Source organism: Streptomyces sp. enrichment culture, assembly GCF_964273255.1.
Lineage (GTDB): Bacteria > Actinomycetota > Actinomycetes > Streptomycetales > Streptomycetaceae > Streptomyces.
This window is the reverse complement of record NZ_OZ186835.1, coordinates 23965-47711: the sequence shown is the minus strand read 5'-3', so window position 1 is coordinate 47711 and position 23747 is coordinate 23965. Positions and strand designations below refer to the sequence as shown.

Annotated in this window: 20 protein-coding genes and 2 pseudogenes; 14 read left to right on the top strand and 8 right to left on the bottom strand. The window is 72.4% G+C overall.

The genetic code is table 11. From position 1 onward, the window contains the following. Positions 1–122: 122 nt before the first annotated feature. Together ACSU53_RS00225 and uvrA are read right to left on the bottom strand one after the other, a co-directional pair. Positions 123–656: an EF-hand domain-containing protein gene (locus ACSU53_RS00225; protein ID WP_437024023.1), complete on the bottom strand. Its 534-nt coding sequence runs from the start codon at positions 654–656 to the stop codon at positions 123–125. Between the two features lie 562 nt (positions 657–1218). After that, a complete protein-coding gene (gene uvrA / locus ACSU53_RS00220; RefSeq protein WP_437024021.1) occupies positions 1219–3690 on the bottom strand; it encodes an excinuclease ABC subunit UvrA in 2472 nt (823 codons plus the stop codon). Between the two features lie 603 nt (positions 3691–4293). Here uvrA and ACSU53_RS00215 point away from each other — a divergent pair. Continuing rightward, positions 4294–5565: an alcohol dehydrogenase catalytic domain-containing protein gene (locus tag ACSU53_RS00215; RefSeq protein WP_437024019.1), complete on the top strand. Its 1272-nt coding sequence runs from the start codon at positions 4294–4296 to the stop codon at positions 5563–5565. 211 nt (positions 5566–5776) lie between these two features. After that, positions 5777–6367, top strand: coding sequence for a methyltransferase domain-containing protein (locus ACSU53_RS00210; protein WP_437024017.1), 591 nt, complete (start codon positions 5777–5779; stop codon positions 6365–6367). Positions 6368–6531: 164 nt separating this feature from the next. On the opposite strand, the gene ACSU53_RS00205 is transcribed toward ACSU53_RS00210, so the two are convergent. The 4 genes from ACSU53_RS00205 to ACSU53_RS00190 are packed head-to-tail and all read right to left on the bottom strand — an operon-like array spanning position 6532 to position 9293. Further along, positions 6532–7419: a cytochrome c biogenesis CcdA family protein gene (locus ACSU53_RS00205; protein WP_437024015.1), complete on the bottom strand. Its 888-nt coding sequence runs from the start codon at positions 7417–7419 to the stop codon at positions 6532–6534. Further along, positions 7412–8197, bottom strand: a complete 786-nt coding sequence (locus ACSU53_RS00200) for a DsbA family protein (protein WP_437024013.1) — start codon at positions 8195–8197, stop codon at positions 7412–7414. The genes ACSU53_RS00205 and ACSU53_RS00200 overlap by 8 nt, the downstream gene beginning before the upstream one ends. Positions 8198–8256: 59 nt before the next feature. Beyond that, positions 8257–8781 (bottom strand): hypothetical protein, encoded by a 525-nt coding sequence (locus tag ACSU53_RS00195; RefSeq protein ID WP_437024011.1) that lies wholly within the window; start codon positions 8779–8781, stop codon positions 8257–8259. Between the two features lie 53 nt (positions 8782–8834). Continuing rightward, on the bottom strand, positions 8835–9293 hold the full coding sequence (locus ACSU53_RS00190; RefSeq protein ID WP_437024009.1) for a hypothetical protein: 459 nt from the start codon (positions 9291–9293) through the stop codon (positions 8835–8837). 552 nt (positions 9294–9845) lie between these two features. Between ACSU53_RS00190 and ACSU53_RS00185 the strand changes: the two genes are divergently transcribed. The 9 genes from ACSU53_RS00185 (at position 9846) to ACSU53_RS00145 (ending at position 16853) form a co-directional block, all read left to right on the top strand. Then, positions 9846–10229: a rhodanese-like domain-containing protein gene (locus tag ACSU53_RS00185; protein ID WP_437024007.1), complete on the top strand. Its 384-nt coding sequence runs from the start codon at positions 9846–9848 to the stop codon at positions 10227–10229. Then, positions 10229–11659, top strand: coding sequence for an MBL fold metallo-hydrolase (locus tag ACSU53_RS00180; RefSeq protein ID WP_437024006.1), 1431 nt, complete (start codon positions 10229–10231; stop codon positions 11657–11659). The genes ACSU53_RS00185 and ACSU53_RS00180 overlap by 1 nt, the downstream gene beginning before the upstream one ends. Continuing rightward, positions 11656–12237, top strand: a complete 582-nt coding sequence (locus tag ACSU53_RS00175) for a rhodanese-like domain-containing protein (protein WP_437024005.1) — start codon at positions 11656–11658, stop codon at positions 12235–12237. Before ACSU53_RS00180 ends, ACSU53_RS00175 begins: the two co-directional genes overlap by 4 nt. A 4-nt stretch (positions 12238–12241) precedes the next feature. Further along, on the top strand, positions 12242–13102 hold the full coding sequence (locus ACSU53_RS00170; RefSeq protein ID WP_437024002.1) for a sulfite exporter TauE/SafE family protein: 861 nt from the start codon (positions 12242–12244) through the stop codon (positions 13100–13102). Positions 13103–13279: 177 nt separating this feature from the next. After that, positions 13280–13648 (top strand): thioredoxin, encoded by a 369-nt coding sequence (trxA, locus tag ACSU53_RS00165; protein WP_437024000.1) that lies wholly within the window; start codon positions 13280–13282, stop codon positions 13646–13648. A gap of 41 nt (positions 13649–13689) precedes the next feature. Further along, positions 13690–13956 (top strand): metal-sensitive transcriptional regulator, encoded by a 267-nt coding sequence (locus ACSU53_RS00160; RefSeq protein WP_437023999.1) that lies wholly within the window; start codon positions 13690–13692, stop codon positions 13954–13956. A gap of 374 nt (positions 13957–14330) precedes the next feature. Beyond that, a complete protein-coding gene (locus ACSU53_RS00155; protein WP_437023997.1) occupies positions 14331–15695 on the top strand; it encodes a rhodanese-like domain-containing protein in 1365 nt (454 codons plus the stop codon). A gap of 52 nt (positions 15696–15747) precedes the next feature. Further along, on the top strand, positions 15748–16107 hold the full coding sequence (locus tag ACSU53_RS00150; protein WP_437023995.1) for a rhodanese-like domain-containing protein: 360 nt from the start codon (positions 15748–15750) through the stop codon (positions 16105–16107). Continuing rightward, positions 16104–16853 (top strand): sulfite exporter TauE/SafE family protein, encoded by a 750-nt coding sequence (locus tag ACSU53_RS00145; RefSeq protein ID WP_437023994.1) that lies wholly within the window; start codon positions 16104–16106, stop codon positions 16851–16853. The genes ACSU53_RS00150 and ACSU53_RS00145 overlap by 4 nt, the downstream gene beginning before the upstream one ends. Before the next feature lie 111 nt (positions 16854–16964). Here the strand turns inward: ACSU53_RS00145 and ACSU53_RS00140 are convergent, their stop codons facing one another. Together ACSU53_RS00140 and ACSU53_RS00135 are read right to left on the bottom strand one after the other, a co-directional pair. Then, a complete protein-coding gene (locus tag ACSU53_RS00140; protein ID WP_437023992.1) occupies positions 16965–17243 on the bottom strand; it encodes a metal-sensitive transcriptional regulator in 279 nt (92 codons plus the stop codon). A gap of 567 nt (positions 17244–17810) precedes the next feature. Further along, positions 17811–18678 (bottom strand): annotated as a pseudogene (locus ACSU53_RS00135) (carboxylesterase family protein). A 765-nt stretch (positions 18679–19443) separates the two neighbouring features. On the opposite strand from ACSU53_RS00135, the gene ACSU53_RS00130 reads away from it, so the two are divergent. The 3 genes and pseudogenes from ACSU53_RS00130 to ACSU53_RS00120 all read left to right on the top strand — a co-directional run bounded on the left by ACSU53_RS00130 (position 19444) and on the right by ACSU53_RS00120 (position 23486). Then, positions 19444–20412, top strand: a complete 969-nt coding sequence (locus tag ACSU53_RS00130) for a zinc-binding dehydrogenase (RefSeq protein ID WP_437023990.1) — start codon at positions 19444–19446, stop codon at positions 20410–20412. An 887-nt stretch (positions 20413–21299) separates the two neighbouring features. Further along, positions 21300–21521: pseudogene (locus tag ACSU53_RS00125) on the top strand (IS3 family transposase); the annotation flags it as partial. Between the two features lie 1032 nt (positions 21522–22553). Further along, on the top strand, positions 22554–23486 hold the full coding sequence (locus ACSU53_RS00120) for an aldo/keto reductase (RefSeq protein WP_437023988.1): 933 nt from the start codon (positions 22554–22556) through the stop codon (positions 23484–23486). The last annotated feature ends 261 nt before the right edge of the window (positions 23487–23747 follow it).

The window sequence follows — 23747 nt, the reverse complement described above, 5'->3', positions numbered from 1 at the left end:
CTGGTCGACTCGGCCGGCGTCGGACCGTCGACGGCTCGGCAGGAGCCGGGCCTGCGGGCGCTCCCCGACCGGGGCCGCCCGGAACCGCACGCGTCCACGGACCTCGGTGACGGGCCGCCGGTTCAGACGGCCCGGGCCACCACCAGCCGGTCGCCGGGGATCCCGGCCAGGTCCGGTGCGTAGTAGTCCTCGATGCCCGCGGCCCAGGTCGCCACGGTGATGCGGTCCCCGGCGTCCGGACCGAAGGCATCGAAGAGGGCGTGGATGTTCGCCTCCTCGAAGCCGATCGCCCTCATCAGGGCCACGAACAAGGGGCGTTCGATGAAGCCGTCGCCGTCGGGGTCGCCGAGTGCGGCGAGTGCCCGGGCGAACTCACGGATCGTGGGGCCGAAGCGCTGCGGGTCGAGCACGAACGGACGGAACTCCTCCACGGTGATCACGCCGTCGCCGTTGGCGTCCAGCTCGGTGGCCAGCGTTGTCCAGTAGCGGCGGAACGCGGCCCGGATCGCCTCCTTGGCACTGTCGTCCGACGCGACCGCCGCCTCCAGAACGCGGTCCGTCATCAGATCGAAGTCGTCGGAGTCCAGGACTCCGTTGCCATTGGCGTCGAAGAGGGAGAAGACCAGCTCGACCCGCTTGGCGGCCTCGGTTCGCATGTCCATCACCTGTCGTCTGCGGCCCGTCGATGCCGGGCCGGCCCCATCAGTGCCGCCACCGCACCGGCACGCGAGACGGTCACGTCGGCCGCGCAGGAGCGACCGGACGGCCACGACGTGCGCGGCTCCGACTGCCCTGCCGCCTCGGCGCGAGCGGTGGCATGCGTTCATGGAACCCGCCCAGGAGGGCACGAGGCACTTCAACTGCGCATTTGGTGAGAAACAGCCAGAAAACGGCTGCATAGCTGAGCGAACGTGCCACGTTGGTCCCCGCACCTGCGCGATCGGGCTGCAGCGAGCGAACCCTTTCATCAGCTCATCGGACCGCAGCCGTGGCACGCGCGACCCCGCCCCGGGTGGGGCGGTCCTCACCCACTGACCCAATTGCCCACCGGCCCCACAGGCCCACCGGCCCCACCGGCCCACCGGCCCCACCGGCCCACCGACCTACTGGCCGAATGGCCAACTGGTCCACGGCCCACTGAACTGCGGGTCCGCACCTGCCTGCTCGAAGTCGGCGCGAGCGAACAGCTCTGCCGGGGACAGGCCCCGCCCCGCCCTGTCAGGTGCGCTCGAGCTGCCGGGCCAGGTAGGGGGCGGTGACGCTGGCCGGGTTCCCGGCGACCTCGGCCGGGGTGCCGGTGGCGACCACGCGGCCGCCCGCGTCACCGCCGCCGGGGCCCAGGTCGATGACCCAGTCGGTGGAGGCGACGGTGGCGAGGTCGTGCTCGACCAGGACGACGGTGTTGCCGATGTCGACCAGCCGGTGCAGATGCCGCAGCAGGAGCTGGACGTCGGCGGGGTGCAGCCCCTCCGTGGGCTCGTCGAGCAGGTAGAGGGTGTGGCCCCGGCGGGCTCGCTGCAGTTCGGTGGCGAGCTTGATGCGCTGGGCCTCGCCACCGCTGAGCTCGGTCGCCGGCTGGCCCAGCCGCAGATACCCCAGCCCGACGTCCCGGAGCGTTTCGAGACTGCGCGAGGCGGCCGGGGCGTCGGCGAGGAACGTCGCGGCCTCGTCCACCGACATCGCCAGCACCTCCGCGATGTTCCTGCCGCGGTGGGTCACCTCGAGCGTCTCGGCGTTGTAGCGCGCACCGTGGCAGGTGGGGCAGGGCGCGTAGGTGCCGGGCAGGAACAGCAGCTCGACCGCGACGAATCCCTCTCCCTGGCAGGTCTCGCACCGGCCCTCCGCCACGTTGAAGGAAAACCTGCCGGCGGTGTAGCCGCGCGCCCGGGCCTCGTCGGTCGACGCGTAGAGCCTGCGCACCGCGTCGAACATGCCGGTGTAGGTCGCGAGGTTGGACCGGGGGGTGCGGCCGATGGGCCGCTGGTCGACCAGGACCAGACGGTCGAAGGACTCGAGCCCGGCGGCATCCCGGAAGTCGACCCGGGCTGTGGCGTCGTCGTCCTGCTCCTCCGGCGTCTGGCCGAGATGACGTCCCACGACTTCGGCGAGCACCTGCGTGACGAGGGTCGACTTGCCGGAACCGGAGACACCGGTCACCGCCGTCAGCACCCGGAGCGGCACGTCGACGGACAGGTCGCGCAGGTTGTGGCGGGTCACACCGGTCAGGTGCAGCCAGCCCTGCGGGGACCGGGTGCGGTGCCCGAACGGCCGGGCGCGCCCGAAGAGGTGCCGGCCGGTGGCCGACTCCGCCACGTCCTCCAGACCGGCGACCGGGCCGCTGTAGAGCACCCGACCGCCGCCCGCGCCCGCGCCGGGGCCGATGTCGACCACCCAGTCGGCCCGGCGCACGACATCGAGATCGTGCTCGACGACGAACAGCGAGTTGCCCGACGCCCTGAGCTGGTCGAGCACGTCCAGCAGTGGCTCCGCGTCCGCCGGGTGCAGGCCCGCGGACGGCTCGTCGAGCACATAGACCACACCGAACAGCCCCGAACGGAGCTGCGTGGCGATCCGCAGGCGTTGGGCCTCGCCCGGCGACAGGGTCGTCGAGCGCCGTCCGAGGCCGAGGTAGCCCAGGCCGAGACGGAGCAGCACGTCGATCCGGGCGACCAGGTCGCCGCAGATGCGCACCGCCACCTCGGTCGACTCCCCGGACCCCGCGGTGGGCGTCGCGGCGGCCGCCTCGGGCAGGGCCGCCACCGGCCGCAGCAGCTTCACGACCTCGGCCAGCGGCATGGCGTTGACCTCGGCGATCGAGTGACCGGCGAAGGTGACCGCGAGCGCCTCCGGCCGGATGCGGCTGCCGCGGCACTCGGGGCAGGGCACGCTCCGGACGAAGCGCATCGCCCGGTCGCGCATCCGCTGGCTCTTGGAGTCGGCGAGCACGTGCATGATGTGCTTGCGGGCGCTCCAGAACTTCCCGTGGTAGCTGTGGTCGATGCGGCCGGGTTCGGGCGGGATCAGGACGGACGGCTGCTCGTCGGTGTACAGCAGCCACTCCCGGTCCTCCTTGCTGAGCTCATGCCACGGTGCGTCGACGTCGATGCCCAGAGCCCTCACGACGCTGCGCAGGTTGGCGCCCTGCCAGGCCCCCGGCCACGCGGCGATCGCGCCGTCGCGGATGCTCAGCGACGGGTCCGGCACCAGCAGTTCCTCGGCGACGTCGTGGACCACGCCCAGCCCGTGGCACCGGGGGCAGGCACCCGCCACGGTGTTCGGCGAGAACGCCTCGGCCTCCAGCCGCTCAGCTCCCCGGGGGTAGGTGCCCGCCCGTGAGTAGAGCATCCGCAGCAGGTTGGACAGTGTGGTGAGGGTGCCCACCGTCGACCGTGAACTCGCGGCCCCGCGGCGTTGTTGCAGGGCCACGGCCGGCGGCAGCCCGGTGACCTCCCGCACGTGCGGCGCGCCCACCTGATGCAGCAGCCGGCGGGCGTAGGGCGCGACCGACTCGAAGTAGCGGCGCTGCGCCTCGGCGTAGAGGGTGCCGAACGCGAGCGAGGACTTCCCCGAACCGGAGACGCCGGTGAAGGCGACCATCGCGTCCCGGGGGATGTCGACGTCGACGTTGCGCAGGTTGTGCTCACCGGCGCCCCGGACGCGGACGAAGCCGTCAAGGGGGTCGTCGGACATCTCGGCAGGCCAATCGACGGTCGGCGGAAACGGAGGCCCCGTGGAGGCGGCGGTCGGGCGGCCGGGCGGCCACCGGTGCGGAGAAGGGAACCACCTTGAACGTCACGGTACCCGCCCGGCAGAACCACCGCCGCCTCGCCGCCTCGCCCGCCGCGCCGTCCGCCGGGGCTTCCGGATCGTCCCCCGGGCGGCCAAGAGCAGTACCGCGGCGTGCGGCCGCACCTGGACGGACGCGGGCGGAGCGGATCGGTCCGGTCCGGCCCGGCCCGATCCGGCCTTTGGTGATCGTTACCGGGAGGCCGTCCGGACTCACCGGGATGCGACAGTGCCGGCCCCGTCGACATGGTGCAGACGTGAGGGGGAACCCGGCCCGAGCCCCTCCGGATGCCTCTCGATGCGGACTCCGGCCCCGGTCCGTGCTCTCCACGAAAGGTCGCACCCCGCCTCACGGCCCCGACCTCACAGTCCCGAGCAGGAGCGCACCACGCAGCCCCCGGGCGAGGACGAGGGGCAGCGACGAGGGCCAGTCCCGTTGAACCTCAGACGGTGCCGCACCCTCCGGCTCCCGCACGGTCGGCGGCGCCCCCGACGAAGGGAGACGCAGTGCGTGCACTGACCTGGCAGGGCAAGGAGAAGGTCAGCGTCGAGGACGTCCCCGACCCCGGGATCACCGAGCCGACCGACGCCGTCATCAAGGTCACCTCCACCGCCGTCTGCGGCTCCGACCTGCACCTCTACAGTCCGCTGGGGGCGTTCGTCGACCCCGGCTACGTTCTCGGCCACGAGCCGATGGGCATCGTCCAGGAGGTCGGCCCCGAGGTCACCCGCATCAAACCCGGTGACCGGGTCGTCATCCCGTTCAACGTCTCCTGCGGCAGCTGCTGGATGTGCGCCCACGGACTGCAGAGCCAGTGCGAGACCACACAGGTGAGGGAGCAGGACACGGGGGCCTCGCTGCTCGGTTTCGGCAAGCTCTACGGCGACGTCCCCGGCGGCCAGGCGGAATACCTCCGTGTGCCGCAGGCACACTACGGTGCCATCCCGGTCCCCGACGACGGCGAACCGGACGAGCGGTACCTGTACCTCTCCGACGTCGTGCCCACCGCATGGCAGGCGGTGCAGTACGCCGACATCCCCGCCGGCGGCTCCGTCGTCGTCCTGGGACTGGGCCCGATCGGACAGATGTCCGCCCGCGTCGCCCGCCACCGGGGCGCGGACCAGGTCATCGCGGTCGACCTGGTGCCCGAACGGCTGGCGATGGCCCGTCGCCACGGCATCACCACCCTCGACCTGCGCGACACCGACGACCTGCCGGCGGCGGTCCGCGACCTCACCGGCGGCCGGGGCCCGGACGGCGTCATCGACGCCGTCGGGATGGAGGCCCACGGCTCGCTCGGGTCGAAGGCCGCTGAGGCCGTCCAGAAGGGCGTCGGCCTGCTGCCCGACGCCCTGGCCCGTCCGATGATCAAGAAATTCGGCGTGGACCGCCTCGGCGCTCTGTACCTGGCCGTCTCCACCGTCCGCCGTGGCGGGACCCTCTCCTTGGCCGGCATCTACGGTGGCGTCGTCGACCCCTTGCCGATGCTGGAACTGTTCGACAAGCAGATCACCGTGCGCATGGGGCAGGCCAACATACGACGCTGGACCGACGACCTCATGCCCCTGGTGAGCGACCCCGCCGACCCGCTCGGCGTGCTGGACCTGCGCACCCACAGGCTCTCCCTGGAAGAGGGGCCCGAGGCGTACGCGGCCTTCCAGAAGAAGCAGGACGGTGCCATCAAGATCGTCCTGAATCCCACCGTCCCGGCCACCGGCGCGCTCGGGACACCGTCCGCGGAGGCCGAGGGCGCCCCGCCGGCGGTGGACCGGCTCTGAAGATCCGCGGGCCCCGGCGGCAGAGCCGGCGGGGGCGGTTCACGGCGGGTGGTACGCCCTGCTCCCGGAGCGCGGCGGGCCGGACTCGCGCCCGTACCGTCACACCGGACTCGGCGTGGCACATCACGCTCACGGGCATCGGCGTCCCGGGGCATCCCGTGGGTACCGAGGACAGTACGGACCGAGTCGAGGAGGAGACGGGGGAGGACGTATGGATGCGAACGCCTGGGACGAGCGCTACCGGAGCGACGAACGCGTCTGGTCGGCCGAGCCGAACCGCTGGGTGGCACGGGAGGCGGGCGGTCTGCGCCCCGGGCGGGCCCTGGACCTGGCGGCGGGGGAGGGGCGCAACGCCGTGTGGCTGGCGAGCCAGGGCTGGCGGGTGGACGCGATCGACTTCTCACCGGTCGCGGTGCGCAGGATCGAAACCACGGCCGGCCACTACCGGGAGACCGTGCGTGCCACGGTCGCCGACGTCACCCGGTACGACCCGGAAGAAGGCGCCTACGACCTGGTGCTGATCTCCTACCTGCACCTGCCCGCACCGGAGATGCAGGCGGTCCTGGAACGCGCCTGCCGTGCCGCCCGGCCCGGCGGCACGCTGCTGTTGGTCGGCCACGACGTCAGCAACCTCGAGCACGGCACCGGCGGCCCGCAGGACGTGCGGGTGCTGTCCAGCGTCGAGCAGGTCGGTGAGGCGTGGCGACGGTGCGCCGACATCGTCGTCGCCGAGGTGGCCCGCCGCCCGGTCGAGGACGCCGTGGCCCTCGACACGGTGGTGCGCGCCATCCGCCGGGACTGACTTCCGGGAAGCCCGGGCTCGCGGGCGCGGCCTGCTGCGGCGCCTCCTTCACGGTGCTCCCCGGGCGACGGCGGGGCGATGCCCGAGGGTGCCGGACCCGTAGGAGGGACCCGAGGCCCCGGGAAGGTACGGAACCTCAGGCCCCTCCCGGGACCCGCAGGGGATCAGTGAGGCTCCCGCGCGGTGCCGTCCGCGCCGACGCGCTCCGCCGGAGGGTGTCGTTCCTCCTTCCGTCCGGAACCGCTCCGCAGCAGCACGGCGAGGGCTGCGGCGGCCACGACCGCGGACAGGCCGAGCAGCAGGACGTGGTCGGGGACCGCGCCCGCCCACCGGGACAGCCGTTCCTCCCAGGCGAACTCCTGGTCCACCCCCATGAGGGACGGCAGGGCGGAGGTGCCGTCGAAGACCAGGAACAGGGCACCGAGCAGGATGAACATCGTCCCGCCGGCCAGGGAGGTGGTGTGCAGCGGAATCTTCCCGAGGTGGATCACCCGGCCGCGCAGCCACGGCCGGCGCCCGAGGTCGTAACGGTCCCACAGGGCGGCCAGGAAGAACATCGGTACCGCCATGCCCAGGGCGTAGACGGCGAGCAGCGCGCCGCCCCGCCACGGGTTGCCGCCCATGGCGGCGACGGTGAGGACGGAGCCGAGGATGGGGCCCGCGCAGAAGCCCGCCAGGCCGTAGACCGAGCCCAGCGCCAGCACGGAGGCCGCCGACCCCGACCGGCGTCGTCCGGCCGCCTGCTGCAGGCGGCGCGAGCCGAATCCACGGCCCAGCACCTGGGCCACGCCGAGTGCGATGACCAGCCAGCCCCCGGCCGTGATCAGGGTGTCGCGGTGTCCGTAGAACAGCCGCCCGGCGAAGGAGCCGGCCACCCCCAGCGGCACCAGGGTGAGGCAGAGCCCGGCGTAGAACAGGGCCGTGCGGCCCAGGAGCCGGGTGCGGCTGGTGAAGGAGTAGGCGAAGAAGGCCGGCAGCAGCAGGGCCGAACAGGGGCTGAGGAGAGCCAGCAGGCCGCCGAGGAAGGCGACCAGCACCCCGGGGTCACTCATCGCCGTCTTCCTGCTTCCGTGCCTGTTCGGCGGCCTCGTCGATGATGTCGGTGAAGACGTCCGTGGGCTGGGCGCCGAGGACCGGCCGGCCGTTGATCAGGAACGCGGGGGTGCTGGTGACGCCGATGCCGTAGCCCTCCTCGCTGTCCCAGGTGACGGCCTGCTGGGCGGCGTCGGAGGCCATGTCCTTCTCGAACCGTGCGAGGTCCTTGACACCGGCCGTCCGGGCCATGGCGAGGAGCTTCTCCTTGCTGAAGTCGCCCGCGTTGCGGCGGCGCGGCTCGGCGTAGGCCTCGTCGTGGAACTGCCAGAAGCGGTCCTGCTGTCCGGCCGCCCAGCCGGCTCGCGCGGCCTCCTTGGACTCGGCGCCGAAGACGGGGAAGTTGCGCCACTCCATGCGCAGGACGCCCTTGTCGACGTAGTCGCGGATCAGATCCGGCTTGGTCTCGCGGGCGAACCGGCCGCAGAAGGGGCACTGGAAGTCGGAATACTCGATCAGCACGACCGGCGCGTCGGGGCTGCCGATGGCGAGCGGGTCGTCGGCGTCCCTGCGGGCCAGGGCGAGCAGTTCCGGGTTCGCCGGCTCCTGCTCTTCGGGGGTGGCGACCGTGGCGGGCGAGGCCGAGCCGCCCCCGCCGGTGTCGCGGCCGAGGGTCAGGGCGAGGACGGCGGTCACGACGGCGGCGGTCAGCACGATCACGGCGACGACCCGCCGGGCGCGGCCGACGCGCGGCCGTCCGGATCGCGAGGACGCGGATGCGGTGGAAGTTCCGGGCATGGTGGTGCTCCGAGGATGTGAGGAAGGACGAGGAAGAGCGTGCGCGGGGCGGTGACGGCTCAGGGGCGGACGGGCACGGGGCACACGTCGGCCGTGGAGAGCCTGCGCAGGGCCGCCTCGGCCAGCAGGACGAGGGAGAGGACGGCCACCAGCGGCTGCAGCGGCGCCCAGTAGGTGAGCGCGCCGGAGGTGCCCAGCAGGACCAGGACGAGCTTGTTGCAGACGGGGCAGCCCACCGCCAGCATCGACAGCACACCGCCGGCCGATCCGAGCCGCCCGACGGTCTTCGCGGACGGATCGTGGCGGTCCTCCGGCTCACCCGGGCCGTCGGAACCGGTCCCGCGCCGCGGCCGGACGAAGGTGGCGAGCACCAGGCCGGCGAGCACCGCGGTGGCCGCGAGCACGGGGTAGTTCCACCACTGGACGGGGACGGAACGGGAGAACAGGGGCGAGGGGATGACCGCGGTGGGCACGCCCACCAGCACCGTGGTCAGTGCGGCACCGGCCGTGGCGGCGACCCACTGAGGGGACTGCCAGGCGGCCAGCGTCGCTCCCGCCCGGCGCAGGGACCGGGTGGAGGACATGGAAGGAACTCCGTTTCGCTGAGGAAGTGAAGGGACACGGCGCGCGGGCCGGTCTAGATCCTCAGGACGGAGAGCTGTACGACGTCGGGTGCGGGCGCAGCGGCCCCCGGCAACCCGGCGGCAGTGCCCCGGCTCACCGGCACGGCCGGCGCCCGGCGGTCCTCGCGGTCCGGCATCGGCAGCGGCGGGGACGGACGGGAGTCGTCGTGGGCGACCGCGATGTCACGGGCGGCTTCCTTGCCGCAGTGCCCGATGTCCGACGACGCGGGGCCGTCCGCCTCGTGGAGGGTGGCGGTTTCCCGGATGTCGGTGCTGTCCCGCTCCGCCGGGGCCGGGCCCACGAGAGGCTCCGCCGCGGGGCGTGCGTCGGCCGTGACGGCGGCCGACGCGGTGCGGCCGGATTCCGCCGCGGACTGTCCGGCCAGGCACAGGGACGACATCGCCACGGCCATCAGCACCAGAAGGCAGCGCAGCACGAAACCCGCTCTGTGGTGCGGGGAAGGCACTGTCATCGTGAGGGCTCCGAGAGGCGATGGCGCATGCGGGAACCACCATAGGTCATACGGGCAGGGGTATAACCCCGTGGGTGGTGGAGACATCACTCGCGCCGGGCCCGGGCCGGGACGGGTTCCCCTGTGCCGGACAGGCCGGCCGTCCGTGGACCGCCCGCGGCCTGTGCCGTGCCGTGCCCCGGCCGTGATCCGCGGCAGGCGTGTCAGGACCGGGGGAGCGGCGACGGGGGCCGCCCTGGGCAGAACGGTGCCCCACGTCGGCGCGACGCGGGTCGGCCCAGGTCGGCCGGGGTGTCACGGCAGTGGTGCCCCTCCGCGCCACGGAGACCGCGAGCACCGGGGGCCGGCCGGCGGCGCACCCGGTCGCTTCCTCCCTGAGCGGCGCGGCGCACGGCCCCCCTCTCCCCGTCCGGGGGCGCGTACGCGCAGACCCGAGGCGTGAGGCGCCTCACATTCAGATACCCCCCGGGGCATAAGGCGGACCCTGTTACGGTTGACTTCAGACATACCCCCCCGGGTATGAATGACGGCAAGTGAGCAGGAGTTTTCCGCATGGTTCCCGAGATCGGCCGGCAGCGGTCGGCCGAGGCGCACGCGGCAGGCTCCCTTGTTGTCGACGTACGCGACAGCGGCGACCACCGCGCACGACACGTCCCAGGCGCCCGGTCGGCACCGCTTCCCGGCCACCCGCCCGCCCCCGCCGGACCGCCCGAGGACCGGCCGGTCCACGTGATCCGCCGGAGCGGCGGACGCAGCGCCCGGGCGACCACCCCGCTGCGCGACCCGGGCCACGACGTCCACGACGTCCACGACGTCCACGACGTCCACGACGTCCACGACGTCAGCGGCGGCACCGCTGCCCGGCCCGGCGCCGGCCGCCCCACGGTCACCGGCGGCGGCGTACCCGGCACTCCCACCGCCCCCGAGGAGAAGTGATGATCACCGTTCTGCCCGTCGAGACCCCCGGTCTGGGGGACCGCACCTATCTCGCCCACGACGGCTCCGTGGCCCTGGTGGTCGACCCCCAGCGCGACTACGACCGTGTCACCGCGCTGGCCGACGCAGCCGGCGTGCGGATCACCCACGTGTTCGAGACGCACATCCACAACGACTACGTCACCGGCGGCCTGGCCCTGGCCCGCGACGTGGGCGCGCAGTACCTGGTGAACGCCGACGACGAGGTCTCCTACGAGCGGACCCCGGTGCGCGACGGCCAGGTGATCGAGGTCGGCGACACGATGCGGGTGCGGGTCATCCACACCCCGGGCCACACCCACACCCACCTGTCCTACGCACTGGAGGCGGGCGGGGAGCAGGTCGCGGTGTTCACCGGCGGCTCCCTGCTGTACGGCACCACGGGACGGCCGGACCTGTTGGGGCCGGACCACACCGACACCCTGGTGCGGGCCCAGTGGCGCTCGGCGCGACGGCTGGCCGAGGAACTGCCGGACGAGACGGCCGTCTACCCCACCCACGGCTTCGGTTCGTTCTGCTCCGCGACCCAGGCCACGGGCGTGGCCAGCACCATCGGCGAGGAGAAGCGGACCAACACGGCGCTGACCGCCGACGAGGAGGCCTACGTCGAGCAGCTCCTGGCCGGCCTGGACGCCTACCCGGCCTACTACGCACACATGGGTGCGGCCAACTCCGGCGGGCCCGGCAAGCCGGACCTGTCCCCGCCGTCCGTGGCGGACCCGGCCGAGCTGCGGCGCAGGATCGAGGCCGGCGAATGGGTGGTGGACCTGCGCGACCGCACCGCATTCGCCGCCGGGCACCTGGCCGGCAGCCTCAACTTCGGTCTGGACGGCCCGTTCGTCACCTACCTGGGCTGGCTGATCCCCTGGGGCACCCCGCTCACCCTGCTCGGCGAGAGTGCCGCCGACGTGGCCGAGGCCCAGCGCGAACTGGTCCGCATCGGCATCGACCGCCCGGCCGCCATGGCCACCGGCGGCCCCGAGGACTGGACCGGCGGTGAGCCCCTGGCCGCCTACGAGCGCGCCACCTTCGGCGACCTCAAGGACGCCCTGGCCGGCGACGACCACCTCGTCGTCCTGGACGTGCGCCGCAACCAGGAGCGCGACAAGGCGCACATCCCGGGCACCGTGCACATCCCGATCCACGAGGTGCCCGGCCGTCTCGAGGAGATCCCCGCGGGCCGCGTCTGGGTGCACTGCGCCGGCGGCTACCGTGCCGGCGTCGTCGCCGCGCTGCTCCACGCCCGAGGCCGCGACGTCATCGCCGTCGACGACAGTTTCGACAACGCCCACGACCTGGGCCTGTGCGCTCTCCCCTCCGCGATCCCTGCAACACCCGCAACACCCGCAAGCCCCGCAACCCCCGACAACCGACAGGAGTCCCCCGCGTGACCGCCTCCACCTCCCCCCGCAGCCTGACCATCGGCGAACTGCGCGCCCGGCTCGACTCGGCCAACCCGCCCCGGCTGCTCGACGTCCGCTCGCCCGCCGAGTTCGAGGGAGCGCACATCCCCGGCTCCTACAACGTCCCGCTGAACGTCCTGCGCGAACACCGCGATGAGCTGACGAAGCACCTGGACACCGAAGTGGTCCTGGTGTGCCGCTCCGGACAGCGCGCCGGCCAGGCCGAACGCGCCCTGGCCGAAGCCGGGCTCCCCGGCCTGGCGGTCCTGTCGGGCGGCATGACCGACTGGGAGAAGTCCGGGGCCCCGACCAACTACGGCCAGGAACGCTGGGACATGGAACGCCAGGTCCGCCTGGTCGCCGGTTCCCTGGTCCTGGTGGGCGCCCTCGGCAGTTTCGTCGTCCCCGGCCTCCAGGCGCTGTCCGCCTTCGTGGGCGGCGGACTGGCCTTCGCCGCCATCAGCAACACCTGCGCCATGGGCGTGCTGCTGTCGAGGATGCCGTGGAACCGCACCCCGTCCTTCGACCCGCGCAAGGCCGTCGCACAGCTCGCCGACAGCAGGTGACGTCATGACGCTGACGCTCGTCCTTGTCCTCGCGCTGCTGGTCGGCGTCTCCCTGGGGCTGCTCGGGGGAGGCGGGTCGATCCTGACCGTGCCGCTGCTGGTCTACGTCGCGGACATGGGCGCCAAGGAGGCCATCGCCACCTCCTTGTTCGTCGTCGGCGTCACCTCCGCCGTGGGCATGATCAACCATGCCCGCGGCGGACGGGTCCGCTGGCGCACCGGCGTCCTGTTCGGAGCGGCCGGCATGGCCGGCGCCTACACCGGCGGACTCCTCGGCGGTCACATCCCCGACGTCGTCCTGCTGATCGCCTTCGCGGTCATGATGATCGTCACCGCCGCCGCCATGCTCCGGGGCCGCCGAGGCGCCGACCCCGACCGGGTCCACCGGAAGACGCCGGTGAGGCGGGTCCTGCTGGACGGCGCGGTCGTCGGCCTGGCCACCGGCCTCGTCGGCGCCGGCGGCGGCTTCCTCGTCGTCCCCGCCCTGGCCCTGCTGGGCGGCCTGCCCATGCCGGTGGCCATCGGCACCTCCCTGCTGGTCATCGCGATGAAGTCCGCCGCGGGCTTCGCCGGCTACCTCTCGACCGTGCAGATCGACTGGCCCCTGACCTGGGCCGTCACCGCCTTCGCGGTCCTCGGCAGCCTTGCCGGGGCCCGGCTGGCCGGGCGCGTCCCCGCCCGCCTCCTCTCCCGGCTCTTCGCCTGGTTCGTGCTGGCGATGGGCACCTTCGTCCTGGTCCAGCAGACCCCCGCCCACATCGCCGTCCCCGTCCTGGCGGCCATCGCCGCACTGAGCGTCGGCGCGGGCGCCTGCTACGGCCTCGTGGCCCGCTGCCCGCTGCGCCGCGTCATGCACCACACCTAGCACTCCCCGCCCCGGCCGACCCCTGCCCCGGTCACCCCTGCCCCGGCGCGCGCCCTTCGGCGCGCCGGGGCAGCGGCATGCCGGCGCCCCGCGGGGAATGCCCTGCAACGCTCCGGCGTTCTTTACCCCGGGGGGTATCAAAAGCCGCTACTGTGACAAAAGGAAGGAAACCGCTCCATGAGTACCGTCGCCCTCACTGCTGCCGACTTCGAGAGCACCGTCACCGGCCATGACATCGTCCTCGTCGACTTCTGGGCCGCCTGGTGCGGACCGTGCCGGATGTTCGCCCCCGTCTACGAGAAGGCCTCCGAAGCCCACCCCGACATCGTCTTCGGCAAGGTCGACACCGAGGCCGAGCAGACCCTGGCCACCGCCGCGGACATCACCTCGATCCCCACGCTGATGGCCTTCCGTGAAGGCGTCCTGGTCTTCTCCCAGCCAGGCGCCCTGCCGCCCAGGGCCCTGGACCAGCTGATCGCCGCGGTGCGCGAACTCGACATGGACGAGGTCCGTGCCTCCCTGGCCGCCCAGGGCCCCCGTCAGTGACCGCGGCCGGCGCCCAGCCGGCCCAGTGAGAGGAACACCCGATGGTCCAGCTCCCCGCCGACCAGGTGCGGTCGGCCGCCAATCGGCTCAAGCGCGCCCAGGGCCAGCTCGCCGGCGTCGTACGCATGCTGGAGGAAGGACGCGACTGCGAGGACGTCGTCACCCAGCTCGCCGCCGTCAACCGCGCGCTGGACCGGGCCGGTTTCGCCATCGTCGCCAGCGGCCTCAAGGAATGCCTGAGCCAGGAGGGCGGCGCCGACAGCCTCGACACCCAGAAGATGGAGAAACTCTTCCTCTCCCTCTCCTGACGTTCCGTCCCCGGGACGAATCAGACGGCCGGCAGGGTCTCGCCGTCTCGCTGGATGACGGCACTGCACGGTGGGAGCAGGCTGATCAAACGGTCGGTCTCCAGGGCTCAGGGCTCGGCGGACTGCGGTGACGGCGGCGCCGAAGTCGGCGGCGGCCAGTCGGACGGTGCGGTCGTAGGGAGTGGTGGTGCACTGCTCCGTCGGTGCGGAAGCCTGGTTCCGCCATACCCCGCAGGGTACCCGCGGGAGTGGAAGCGCTACCGGACGGGTCGCCCGGGCGGGCCCGGTTAGATACCCCCCTAGGTATTGTTGTTAGGGTGGGCGAAACCGGATACCCCCCGACGTACGCAGTCTCTCGTGGAGGAGCCGTCGCCGTGTTCTTCGTCGACACCCTGGAGTTCGAGGGCCTGGGCAACCGCAGCCATCTGGCGGGCGGACCGCGCTCGGCGGTGGTCGTCGACCCGCCCCGCGACATCGACCAGGTGATCACCGCCGCCGCGAAACGGGGGGTGCGCATCGCCTATGTGGCGGAGACCCATGTGCACAACGACTACATCACGGGCGGACTGGAACTCGCCCGGCTGACCGGCGCTCCTTACCTGGTGCCGGCCGCGGCCGACGTGTCCTTCGCCCGCACCCCGGTCGCCGACGGCGACACCGTGCCGGTCGACGGGGCACTGATGCTGCGAGCGATCGCCACCCCCGGGCACACGCCGCACCACACCTCCTACGTCCTGGAGGCGGACGGGCGGGGGGCAGCGGTGTTCACCGGCGGGTCCCTGCTCATCGGTACCGTGGGCCGGCCGGACCTGGTGGAGCCGCGGCTGACCGAGGAGCTGGCCAGGGCCCAGCACGCCTCCGCCCACCGGCTCGCCGACGAGCTGGACGACGAGGTCCCGGTGCTGCCCACCCACGGCTTCGGCAGCTTCTGCTCGTCCATCCAGGCCGAGGGGGACACGACCACGATCGGCAAGGAGCGCGCCACCAATGACGCGCTCACCCTGGACGTGGACACCTTCGTCCAGCGGATGCTGGCCGGCCTCGACGACGTACCCGCCTATTACGCGCACATCGGCCCGGCCAACGCGGCGGGCCCCGCGCCGATCGACCTCACCCCGCCCGAGCCGGCCGACGCCGGTCAGATCGCCGCCCGGCTCGCCGCGGGGGAGTGGGTGGTGGATCTGCGCAGCCGGGTGGCCTTCTCCGAGGGGCACGTGGCCGGATCGTTCAACTTCGAGGGGGACGGCAAGCTCGCCACCTACCTGGCCTGGCTGATCCCGTGGGGCAAGCCCGTCACCCTGCTCGCCGACACCCCCCAGCAGGTCGCCGACGCGCAGCGCGAGCTCGCCCGTGTCGGCATCGACCGGCCGGCCGCCGCCGCCACCGGCGAACCGGAGGCCTGGGTCCGTGAGGGCGAGAAGCTCGCCTCCTTCCCCCGCGCCCGCTTCGCCGACCTGGCAGACGTGCGCCGGCGGGGTCAGGACGTGGTGGTGCTGGACGTACGGAGGGACTCCGAACGGGCCACCGGACACATCGAGGGCTCGGTGCACATCCCGATACACGAGGTGCACGGCCGCCTCGCCGAGGTGCCGTCCGGAACCGTGTGGGTGCACTGCGCCAGCGGCATGCGCGCGGCGATCGCCGCCTCCCTGCTCGACGCGGCCGGACGGCAGGTGGTCGCCGTCGACGACGGCTTCGACGCCGCCGGCGAGGCGGGTCTGACCACGGCCCGCCACTGACCACCCCATCCGTTCGTCCGCCCCATCCGTTCGTCACAGCTAGGGCACCACCATGTTCCTCTTCCGCCGCGGCCCGGGCCGCCTCACCCCCGAGCAGGCCCGCACCCGCGCCGACGACGGCACCGCCGTCCTGCTCGACGTGCGCGAGACGCCGGAGTGGAGGGCCGGACACGCGCCCGGCGCCGTCCATCTGCCGCTGTCCCGGCTGGCGGCCGGTGCCGTCCTGCCGCCGGACGCGCAGGGTCGGCCGGTGGTGGCGATCTGCCGCTCGGGGCACCGCTCGCAGCAGGCCGCGAAACTCCTGGCCGCCCGCGGTATCGACGCCGTCGACGTCACCGGAGGCATGAGCGCCTGGGCCCAGGCCGGCCTGCCGGTCGTCGACGACCGCGGACAGGGCGGCCGGATCGCGTGAGCGCCCTGATCCTGGCCCTGGTCGCGGGGGCCGTGGTCGGCCTGGCGCTGGGCGCGCTCGGCGGCGGCGGCAGCGTCCTGGCCGTCCCCGCCCTGATCTACCTGCTCGGCTTCACTCCCGCCGCGGCGACGACCGGCAGCCTCGTCATCGTCACCGTCACGTCCCTGACCGCCCTGTACGCCCACGCCCGTTCCGGAAACGTGCGCTGGAAGGCCGGAGCGGCGTTCGCCGCCGCGGGTCTGCTGCCCTCCGCGCTGGCGGGAGCCGCCGCCGGGCGCCTGCCCCAGGTCGCCCTCACCCTCGCCTTCGCGGTCGTCGCCGCCCTGGCCGCGACGAAGATGTTCCGCGGCACCACCCCGGCCGATGCGGGCAACCACGCCGTACGACCTCTCCGGGCGGCCGGCGCGGGAGCGGGACTGGGTGCGCTGACCGGACTGCTGGGCGTGGGTGGCGGCTTCCTCGCCGTCCCGGCTCTGGTCACCGTCCTGGGCTTCGGCATGCAGGCGGCCGTCGGCACCAGCCTGCTGGTCATCACCGCCAACTCCCTGGCCTCGCTCGCCACCCGGTCCGGCGCCGCCATCTCCCTCGACTGGGCGGTGATCGGCCCGTTCATCGCGGCTGCCGTCCTGGGCGCGTGGGACGGCAAACGCCTCGCCGCGAAGGTCTCCGGACCCCGGCTGCAGCGCGTCTTCGCGGTGGTCCTGCTGGCCGTGGCCGGCTTCATGCTCGCCGACGCGGTGACGTGAGGCGGTGCCCAGACCAAGGGACGTCAGGCGGGCTCGGGCCGGGGGACGCGAGGCGGCGCTCAGGCCGGGTGACGTGAGGCGGTGCTCAGGCCGGGTGACGTGAGGCGGTGCTCAGGCCAGTGACAGGAACAGTTTCTCCAGGCGGGCACGCATCCGGCTCTGGTCGCCGTTCACCTGTCCGTCCTCTGCCATGCAGTGCTGAAGCCCCGTCGCGATGATCGCGAAACCGGCCCTGTCCAAGGCTCGGGAGACCGCCGCGAGCTGCGTGATCACGTCCTCGCAGTCCCGCCCCTCCTCGATCATCCGGATGATCCCCGCGATCTGACCCTGTGCCCGACGCAGCCGGTTGAGCACGCTCTTCAGCTCGTCGGCCGCCATGTCCAGTTCCACGCAGACTCCTCCATTGATACCCTGCCGGGTATTTTACCCGTGCCCGTATCCGTACCCGTCCCATCGCCTCCCGTCCCGGACGAGAAGGCGGGAAAGCGAGCAGGCTGGCAGAGGAGAAGACGGGGAAACGAAGGACAGCCTCGCACCATCGACCGCCTCCCCTTCCCCCTGCCGTCGACTCCGTCGATGCCACCGAGCGCTGACAATCTACGGCCCCCGCGCGCCGTGACCGCCGCCGATTCCGGATCCGTTCCCCCGCGTCACCCCCGGACCTCGCCGGCCCCCTCCGACGCCCGGCGTATCCGTTCAGCCCCGTGATCGTCGGGCCGTGGGGGGACGGTCGGCAGCCCATGGGGGAGGCGGGTGCGGAGGTGAGCGATGTGCAGCAGAGGGGGCCGGCCGCAGCGGACACCCCGTGCGGACCTGTCCCTCACCGGGGACCCTCGTCTCGGGACGACCGCGGGAGTCACCCACGGCGCTATCTCACGATCACTGGTGATGCGCATGGTTGTCACCACTCCGGCTGCGGCAGCCCGTCAGGCATGCCCCAACGGAAGGGGGGACACATCACTGTGAGGGGGCGAGTGCCTTCCAGAAGGCGTAGTGGTGTTCGGCAGCGAAGTCGGTCCGTCCGATGCGGCCGAACGCGAGCCGCTGCACGTACGGGTGACGTGCTGTGAACCGTTTCCACGTGGTCATGCCCTTCCCGTTCATCTGCCCTGTGCTCGCGAACCGGCTCCAGTAGGCGGTCACCGTGTCCGACAGCGCGGCCTGCGCGGCGTCGAGCGGCTCGAACAGGTCGTTGTCGAAGAGGCAGGCCAGGGCGATCATGTGACCGGAGCCGAGCGAGAAGCTCGTCGGCCTCGGCACGCTGGTGAAGTACGGGGCGTTGGTCTCGGCGAAGTCGTAGGCGTAGACGGGGGTGTGGCGGGCGAGCGCGCGCTGGGTGTCGAGCGCCGCGGTCGACCACTCGGAGTCGGTCAGCACGGCCGACAGCGCCGCCCCGGGCGCGGGGTAGTCCGCCAGGGGATACTCGGCCAGGACCGCGGGAGCGTCCTTCCCGAACTGCTCGGTGACTTTCTTGATGTACCCCTCGGCGGTCAACGGCCTCCCAGTCATGATCTCGTCGAGCCCGGCCAGCCCGCTCATCTCGTCGTGAGTGGAACCGTGCAGGACCGGCACCCGGGCGAACCGCCCGGCAGTGATCGCCGGTGACGGGGCCTCGGGCAGCACCTTGCCGTCCACCACGGGGCCGGTAGCCGTCGTGTCCGGAGTCCGACGCCTTGATGAGTTCGGCGGTGGACCTGCGCCGCAGACAGGAGCCGGCGGTGCGCGGATCGTCGCAGCCCGCGGCGTGGGCCACGGCGAGGCCGTTGGTCCGTGCCTGCGCGAGGGTGAACGAGCCGTCCGGTCCGACGCAGCCCGCACTCTGCACGATCGCTTTGTCGAAGAGCCCGCGGGCTGACGGCGAGATCAACTGGGCGCAGACGAGGATGCGTGAGACCTCGGACCCTGGATCGGCAAGGACGCCTTGTGCGTCGCCTGCTGCGATGAACCTCCGGTCACTCCCGAACGGTCATGTCAGTCCTGAGTTCCGGCCGGCTGCCGGTGCGGCCCTCCGCGTCGGCCCCGGTTCGGATGGTGGCGGCCTGTTCGGCCAGGGCCTTGGTGTGAGCCAGACGGTATGACGCGGTATGACGAGGTACCGGCCCGGATGACTGGACCGTCGAAGATGAGCCGGTCGACGATGGCCGCGCAGAGGCGGGGGTCGGCGTAGATCATGGTCCAGCCGCCGAAGGAGTGCTTCAGAGCGTGATGCGTGAGGCGGGGGCGTGGCCTGGATGACTACCAGGTCCGCCGCGCTCCCGGTCGGCACCGCCACATGACGTCGCCCATGGCTGCCCGTGCCTGCCTGACCGACCCTGCCCTGGCCGGCATGGGCATCGCATACGACCACGTCAGGCCGGCGTCACGTCAGTTACGACAGACGGCGCTGGCCCGGCCCCGTGACCTGGTCAGCAGTCATGGCAAGCACCGTTGCCGTACTTGCCCCATGTGTGGATGCCCGTGGCGTGAGGTTGGCGTTGCTTCCTTTCCGCGGGGTGCGGCCCGGGTGTTCACCGGGGTTGTCTTGACCTGAACCAGGCTTGAGGTCGAAGAGTGGGGCACCGGACGCAGTCTCAGCGGAAGGGTGTAGCTCATGCGTGCGATCCAGGTGGCATCGTTCGGATCTCCGGAGGTGCTGGTCGCGGTGGATCTTCCCGACCCGCTGCCCGGCCCTGGTCAGGTCGTCGTCGGCATGACCGCGGCCGACGTCATTTTCCTGGACACGCTGCTGCGGAACGGCTGGGGCCAGGACTTCTTCCCACGGACACCGCCGTACGTACCGGGCGGCGGCGGGGCGGGAAGGGTGCTCGCGGTCGGTACCGGAGTGGACCGAGCGTGGGTGGGCCGGCGCGTAGCCGTACGGACCGGCACCGGCTACGCCGAACAGGTTCTCGCGGATGAGGCGGAGATCATACCGGTCCCCGACGGACTGCCGCTCAGGGCGGCGGCTGCCCTGGTGCACGACGGCGTGACCGCACTGAGTCTGCACCGGCTGGGCGCGCCGCAGGAGGGGGAGCGGGTGCTGGTGTCGGCGGCGGCCGGCGGGGCGGGCACGCTTCTGGTGCAGTTGGCCGTGGATGCCGGAGCCCGTGTGGTGGCCGCGGCGTCCAGTGCTTCCAAACTGGCCCTGGCTCGCGAACTGGGTGCTGAAGTCGCCGTCGACTACACGCGCGCGGACTGGATCGGGCGAGTGCGCGAAGTGACAGGCGGTGGTGCCGCCCTCATCTACGACGGTGCGGGCGGGGCGCTCGGCACGGCCGCCGTGGACGCTCTCGCGGACGGTGGCCGGTTCGTCACCTACGGCACTGCCGACGGCTTCGCGGCCCCGGACAGGGAGTCGGCCGCCCGCCGGGGCATTCGCCTGTTCACGCCGCTCATGGACGGCCCACCGGACCAGGAGACGGTCCGGGAGCTGCTGGGCCAGGCGCTGGCACGCGCCGCGCAGGGGCGCCTGCGCCCGGTGATCGGTGCAACCTACTTGCTGGAGCAGGCGGCCGAGGCCCACCGCTCCCTGGCCGCACGCACCACCGTGGGCAAGTCACTGCTGCTGACCGGCAATTGAGGCATGCCGCGGTGAAGGGCTGGCTGTTCGGCAGGCTGTGCCCGCCCCACGAGTGACCACCCAGGTGGTGTGGTGCCGTACCGAGCCGCTGGCGCCGACCGGAGGGGTCCTGGAACGGGGTGGGGCCGCCACCGCTCAAGCACCGGACGCCGTGCAAGCGGCTGATCGGACGGGCCGTTGACGGGTGCCCGGGAGATGATCCCCGCCGCCGCGGCAACGGCGGACGCCGACGACGGTCACTGGACGATCTCCGTCGGACGCCGCGGTCGTGCGGAGCCGTCGGTATGCCGCCGCTGGGTGCGTCAGGCCTTCGATGCCGCGCACCACCGGGGGGCATGATGCGCGCCGCACCCTCACACGTCTCCGGGGCGTCGACTGGGCCATGGCGGGCCGTTCCCAGCAGAGACGGCAGCGAGCCGTGTCCACAGTGACGGGGGCGGTGGCAGTGGCCCCGAGCACAACGGAAGCCGGGATGCGGGCCGATGTCGTGGGCGTGGCGGAAGCCGGTGACGCGATGGGCACCGACCGGGCCTACGCGGCGTCTTCCTTCCCGACCTCACCCGGTTCCCCTGTCGGCCGGGTCATCCCGTCGTCCGGGGCCGCACGGCGGCCTGGCTCGGTGTGGTCGAGGTCCCAGTGGTACTGGCACTCCTCACACCTCGTCCCGTCCATGACGGCGTCCTCCCCGTTGGGACAGTCCGTGCCGTCCCCGCGCCCCGCACACACGTCACCGGCATGCTCCATGCCTTTTGACGGTGCTCGCATGCGGCCGCCCCGGGAAGAGAGCGGGCGGGGCGCACAGGTGCCTGAGCCGTGCATCACGCCCCGCCAGCCATCACCAGCCCGCCACATCACGCAGGACCCGCATCGAGCCGCGAGCACCGACAGGCGCTGACGGGCCGAGGGACCGGGTCGGTGCGGCAGGCGACAACGCGGCAATGGAGAGCTTCTCCGCGCTGCTGCAGAAGAACGTCCTCGACCGCCGTACCTGGGCCACCCGCCAGGAGCTGCGGATCGCGATCGTGACCTGGATCGAGCGCACCTACCACCGACGCCGGCGTCAGAGACGCCTGGCCCGATTGACCCCCGTGGAGTACGAGACCATCATGACCCCCACCCGCAGCCCTGGCTGCATAAACCCCGCTGTCACCCAACCCTGTAGCAGTCCCTCAGAGTTGTCAGGAGGAGCATTGGGAGGTCACGGTGCCGTGGGCGGACAGGTCCTTCGCGGACGTGCTCATTTCGGCCGTGCCCGAACCTGACCGGCTTCACATGCTCGTGTCCTTGGTGCGCAGCCTGCTGGAGGAGTGGTGGGAAACCAAGGGGTATGAGCGGAAGTCAGCGAAGATGGGGCGTCAGTCGCCGTGAACGTGGCAGCCAGGGCGTTCAGGCGGATTCGGCCCAGGACTTCCACCACTGCCCCGCGGGCAAGTAATGATGTTCTGTCTTTGGTACGGTCCGGAGTTCCTGGTCACAGGCTCACAAGCGGACGTATGGCTTCGATGGGCGCCTCGACGGTGCTGATCGGTCGCCCGTGGCTGCCGGAGCCGAGCACGTACCCGGAGCAGGCGTCGCGGTCTTCTAGCTGTGCGTGGCCGGCTGTACAGTCCTGCGGCCCCGAACGTGGGCGAACGAACGCATCGACGGGGAATTCGGCGCACACCGCGTGCCGGGCCTTTCGCAGACCTCTCAGGACGGACCGGCGGCCAGTTCCGGGCACACCGGTGGAGAGACGTTCCCCTCGTGGTCGCGACCAGGAGCGTCCTGTCGAGGCGGTCGACGGTGTCGCCCTGCGGCTGATCCGTCTCCAGCCAGCCGCCGCTTCGCTGCGGGTGCCCATTCCTCACAGGCGGCCCGCCGCCCGGACTGGAGTACACGTTCAACGCCATGGCCGTCTCAGGTTCGATCAGCCCCGGCGGGGGTGGCGATCGTGTCGGCCGTGCTCTCGCTCCCCGCCTCCCGTCAACGATGGCGGCGCGTCGTTCGTCCCACTCGGAGGCGACGGCAGTGCAGCGAGGCTGGCGCGTCCGAGGCCCGCGGATGGGACGACGGCAAAACGGAGTGCCCTCCGGTAGTGCTACGGTGGGCAGTACCGGAGGACCCTCCGTATGGGTCCAGTCATCTCACGGGAACGAGAAACCATGATCCCCGAAGCAGCCTCCGCCACGTCCTCCGCTTCGCGCCCTGGAGGCGCCGGCCTGCTGGCCGGACGCACCGTCTCGCGCATCGGTTACGGCGCGATGCAGCTGGAGCGCCTGCACGACGATCGTCCCGCGGCCATCGCCCTGCTGCGTCGCGCGTTCGACCTCGGTGTGGACCACGTGGACACCGCCCACTTCTACGGCAACGGCTTCGTCAACGGCCTCATCCGCGAGGCGCTGCGCCCGCAGGACGACGTTCTGGTCGTCACCAAGGTCGGCGCCATGTCCACCCTCGGAGGACCGGTCCCGTTCCGGATGGCGCAGCGGCCGGAGGAACTGCGGGTCAGCATCGAAGCGGAACTCGCCTCGCTCGGCATGGAGCGGGTCCCGGTGGTCAACCTGCGCCGCATGGACGCCGGCATGACCATCCCCGCCCCCGACGAGCAGAAGGTCGACCTCGACGACCAGCTCGCGGAACTGACCGCCCTGCGTGACGCCGGAAAGATCGGCGCCATCGGCCTGAGCAGCGTCTCCGTGGAGGTGACCCGCCGCGCCCTGCCTGCGGGCATCGTGTGTGTGCAGAACCCCTACAGCCTCGTGGCCCGCGACGACGAGGATGTGCTCAAGCTCTGCACTGAGGAGCAGATCGCCTGGGTGCCCTACTTCCCGCTGGGCGGCGCGATCCCCGGCCTGGCCAGGGTGACCGATGAACCCGCCGTGATCGCGGCCTCCGAACGCCTGGGATGCACCCCGGCGCAGGTCGGCCTGGCCTGGCACCTGCATCACAGCCCCCAGACCCTCCTCATCCCGGGCACCGCCACCATCGCGCACCTCGAGGCGAACCTGGCCGCGGGCGCCATCGCCCTCGATGCGGAGACCCTCGCGGCACTCGATGCGATCCCCACCCGGCCGATGACGCCTCCGCGTCACTGAGCGACCCGGCCGGCCCCTGCCCGCTCGCAGCCGGCGGGCGGCCCGCAGTCGCCCCGGCCAGGAGCGGCCACCACGCGCAGGCGTCGCGACCGTCGAACCCTGCTCACTCACCTTGCCCGGCGCACGGGCCGACGGCCGGCGGCACGGGTGGGCCCGAGATGCCGGCCCGTGACGTGAGCGCCGACGCCCCCGGCCGGTGCCGCCGCCGTCAAACCCTCGGCCGATGAGTCCGCCCGCGGCCCCCCACCCATGACACGAAAA

Excerpts from the sequence above, each read along its gene's own strand:
- ACSU53_RS00225 (WP_437024023.1), bottom strand. The coding sequence starts at position 656 with ATGCGAACCGAGGCCGCCAAGCGGGTCGAGCTGGTCTTCTCCCTCTTC.
- uvrA (WP_437024021.1), bottom strand. The coding sequence starts at position 3,690 with ATGTCCGACGACCCCCTTGACGGCTTCGTCCGCGTCCGGGGCGCCGGT.
- ACSU53_RS00210 (WP_437024017.1), top strand. The coding sequence starts at position 5,777 with ATGGATGCGAACGCCTGGGACGAGCGCTACCGGAGCGACGAACGCGTC.
- ACSU53_RS00205 (WP_437024015.1), bottom strand. The coding sequence starts at position 7,419 with ATGAGTGACCCCGGGGTGCTGGTCGCCTTCCTCGGCGGCCTGCTGGCT.
- ACSU53_RS00200 (WP_437024013.1), bottom strand. The coding sequence starts at position 8,197 with ATGCCCGGAACTTCCACCGCATCCGCGTCCTCGCGATCCGGACGGCCG.
- ACSU53_RS00195 (WP_437024011.1), bottom strand. The coding sequence starts at position 8,781 with ATGTCCTCCACCCGGTCCCTGCGCCGGGCGGGAGCGACGCTGGCCGCC.
- ACSU53_RS00190 (WP_437024009.1), bottom strand. The coding sequence starts at position 9,293 with ATGACAGTGCCTTCCCCGCACCACAGAGCGGGTTTCGTGCTGCGCTGC.
- ACSU53_RS00185 (WP_437024007.1), top strand. The coding sequence starts at position 9,846 with ATGGTTCCCGAGATCGGCCGGCAGCGGTCGGCCGAGGCGCACGCGGCA.
- ACSU53_RS00180 (WP_437024006.1), top strand. The coding sequence starts at position 10,229 with ATGATCACCGTTCTGCCCGTCGAGACCCCCGGTCTGGGGGACCGCACC.
- ACSU53_RS00170 (WP_437024002.1), top strand. The coding sequence starts at position 12,242 with ATGACGCTGACGCTCGTCCTTGTCCTCGCGCTGCTGGTCGGCGTCTCC.
- trxA (WP_437024000.1), top strand. The coding sequence starts at position 13,280 with ATGAGTACCGTCGCCCTCACTGCTGCCGACTTCGAGAGCACCGTCACC.
- ACSU53_RS00160 (WP_437023999.1), top strand. The coding sequence starts at position 13,690 with ATGGTCCAGCTCCCCGCCGACCAGGTGCGGTCGGCCGCCAATCGGCTC.
- ACSU53_RS00150 (WP_437023995.1), top strand. The coding sequence starts at position 15,748 with ATGTTCCTCTTCCGCCGCGGCCCGGGCCGCCTCACCCCCGAGCAGGCC.
- ACSU53_RS00130 (WP_437023990.1), top strand. The coding sequence starts at position 19,444 with ATGCGTGCGATCCAGGTGGCATCGTTCGGATCTCCGGAGGTGCTGGTC.
- ACSU53_RS00120 (WP_437023988.1), top strand. The coding sequence starts at position 22,554 with ATGATCCCCGAAGCAGCCTCCGCCACGTCCTCCGCTTCGCGCCCTGGA.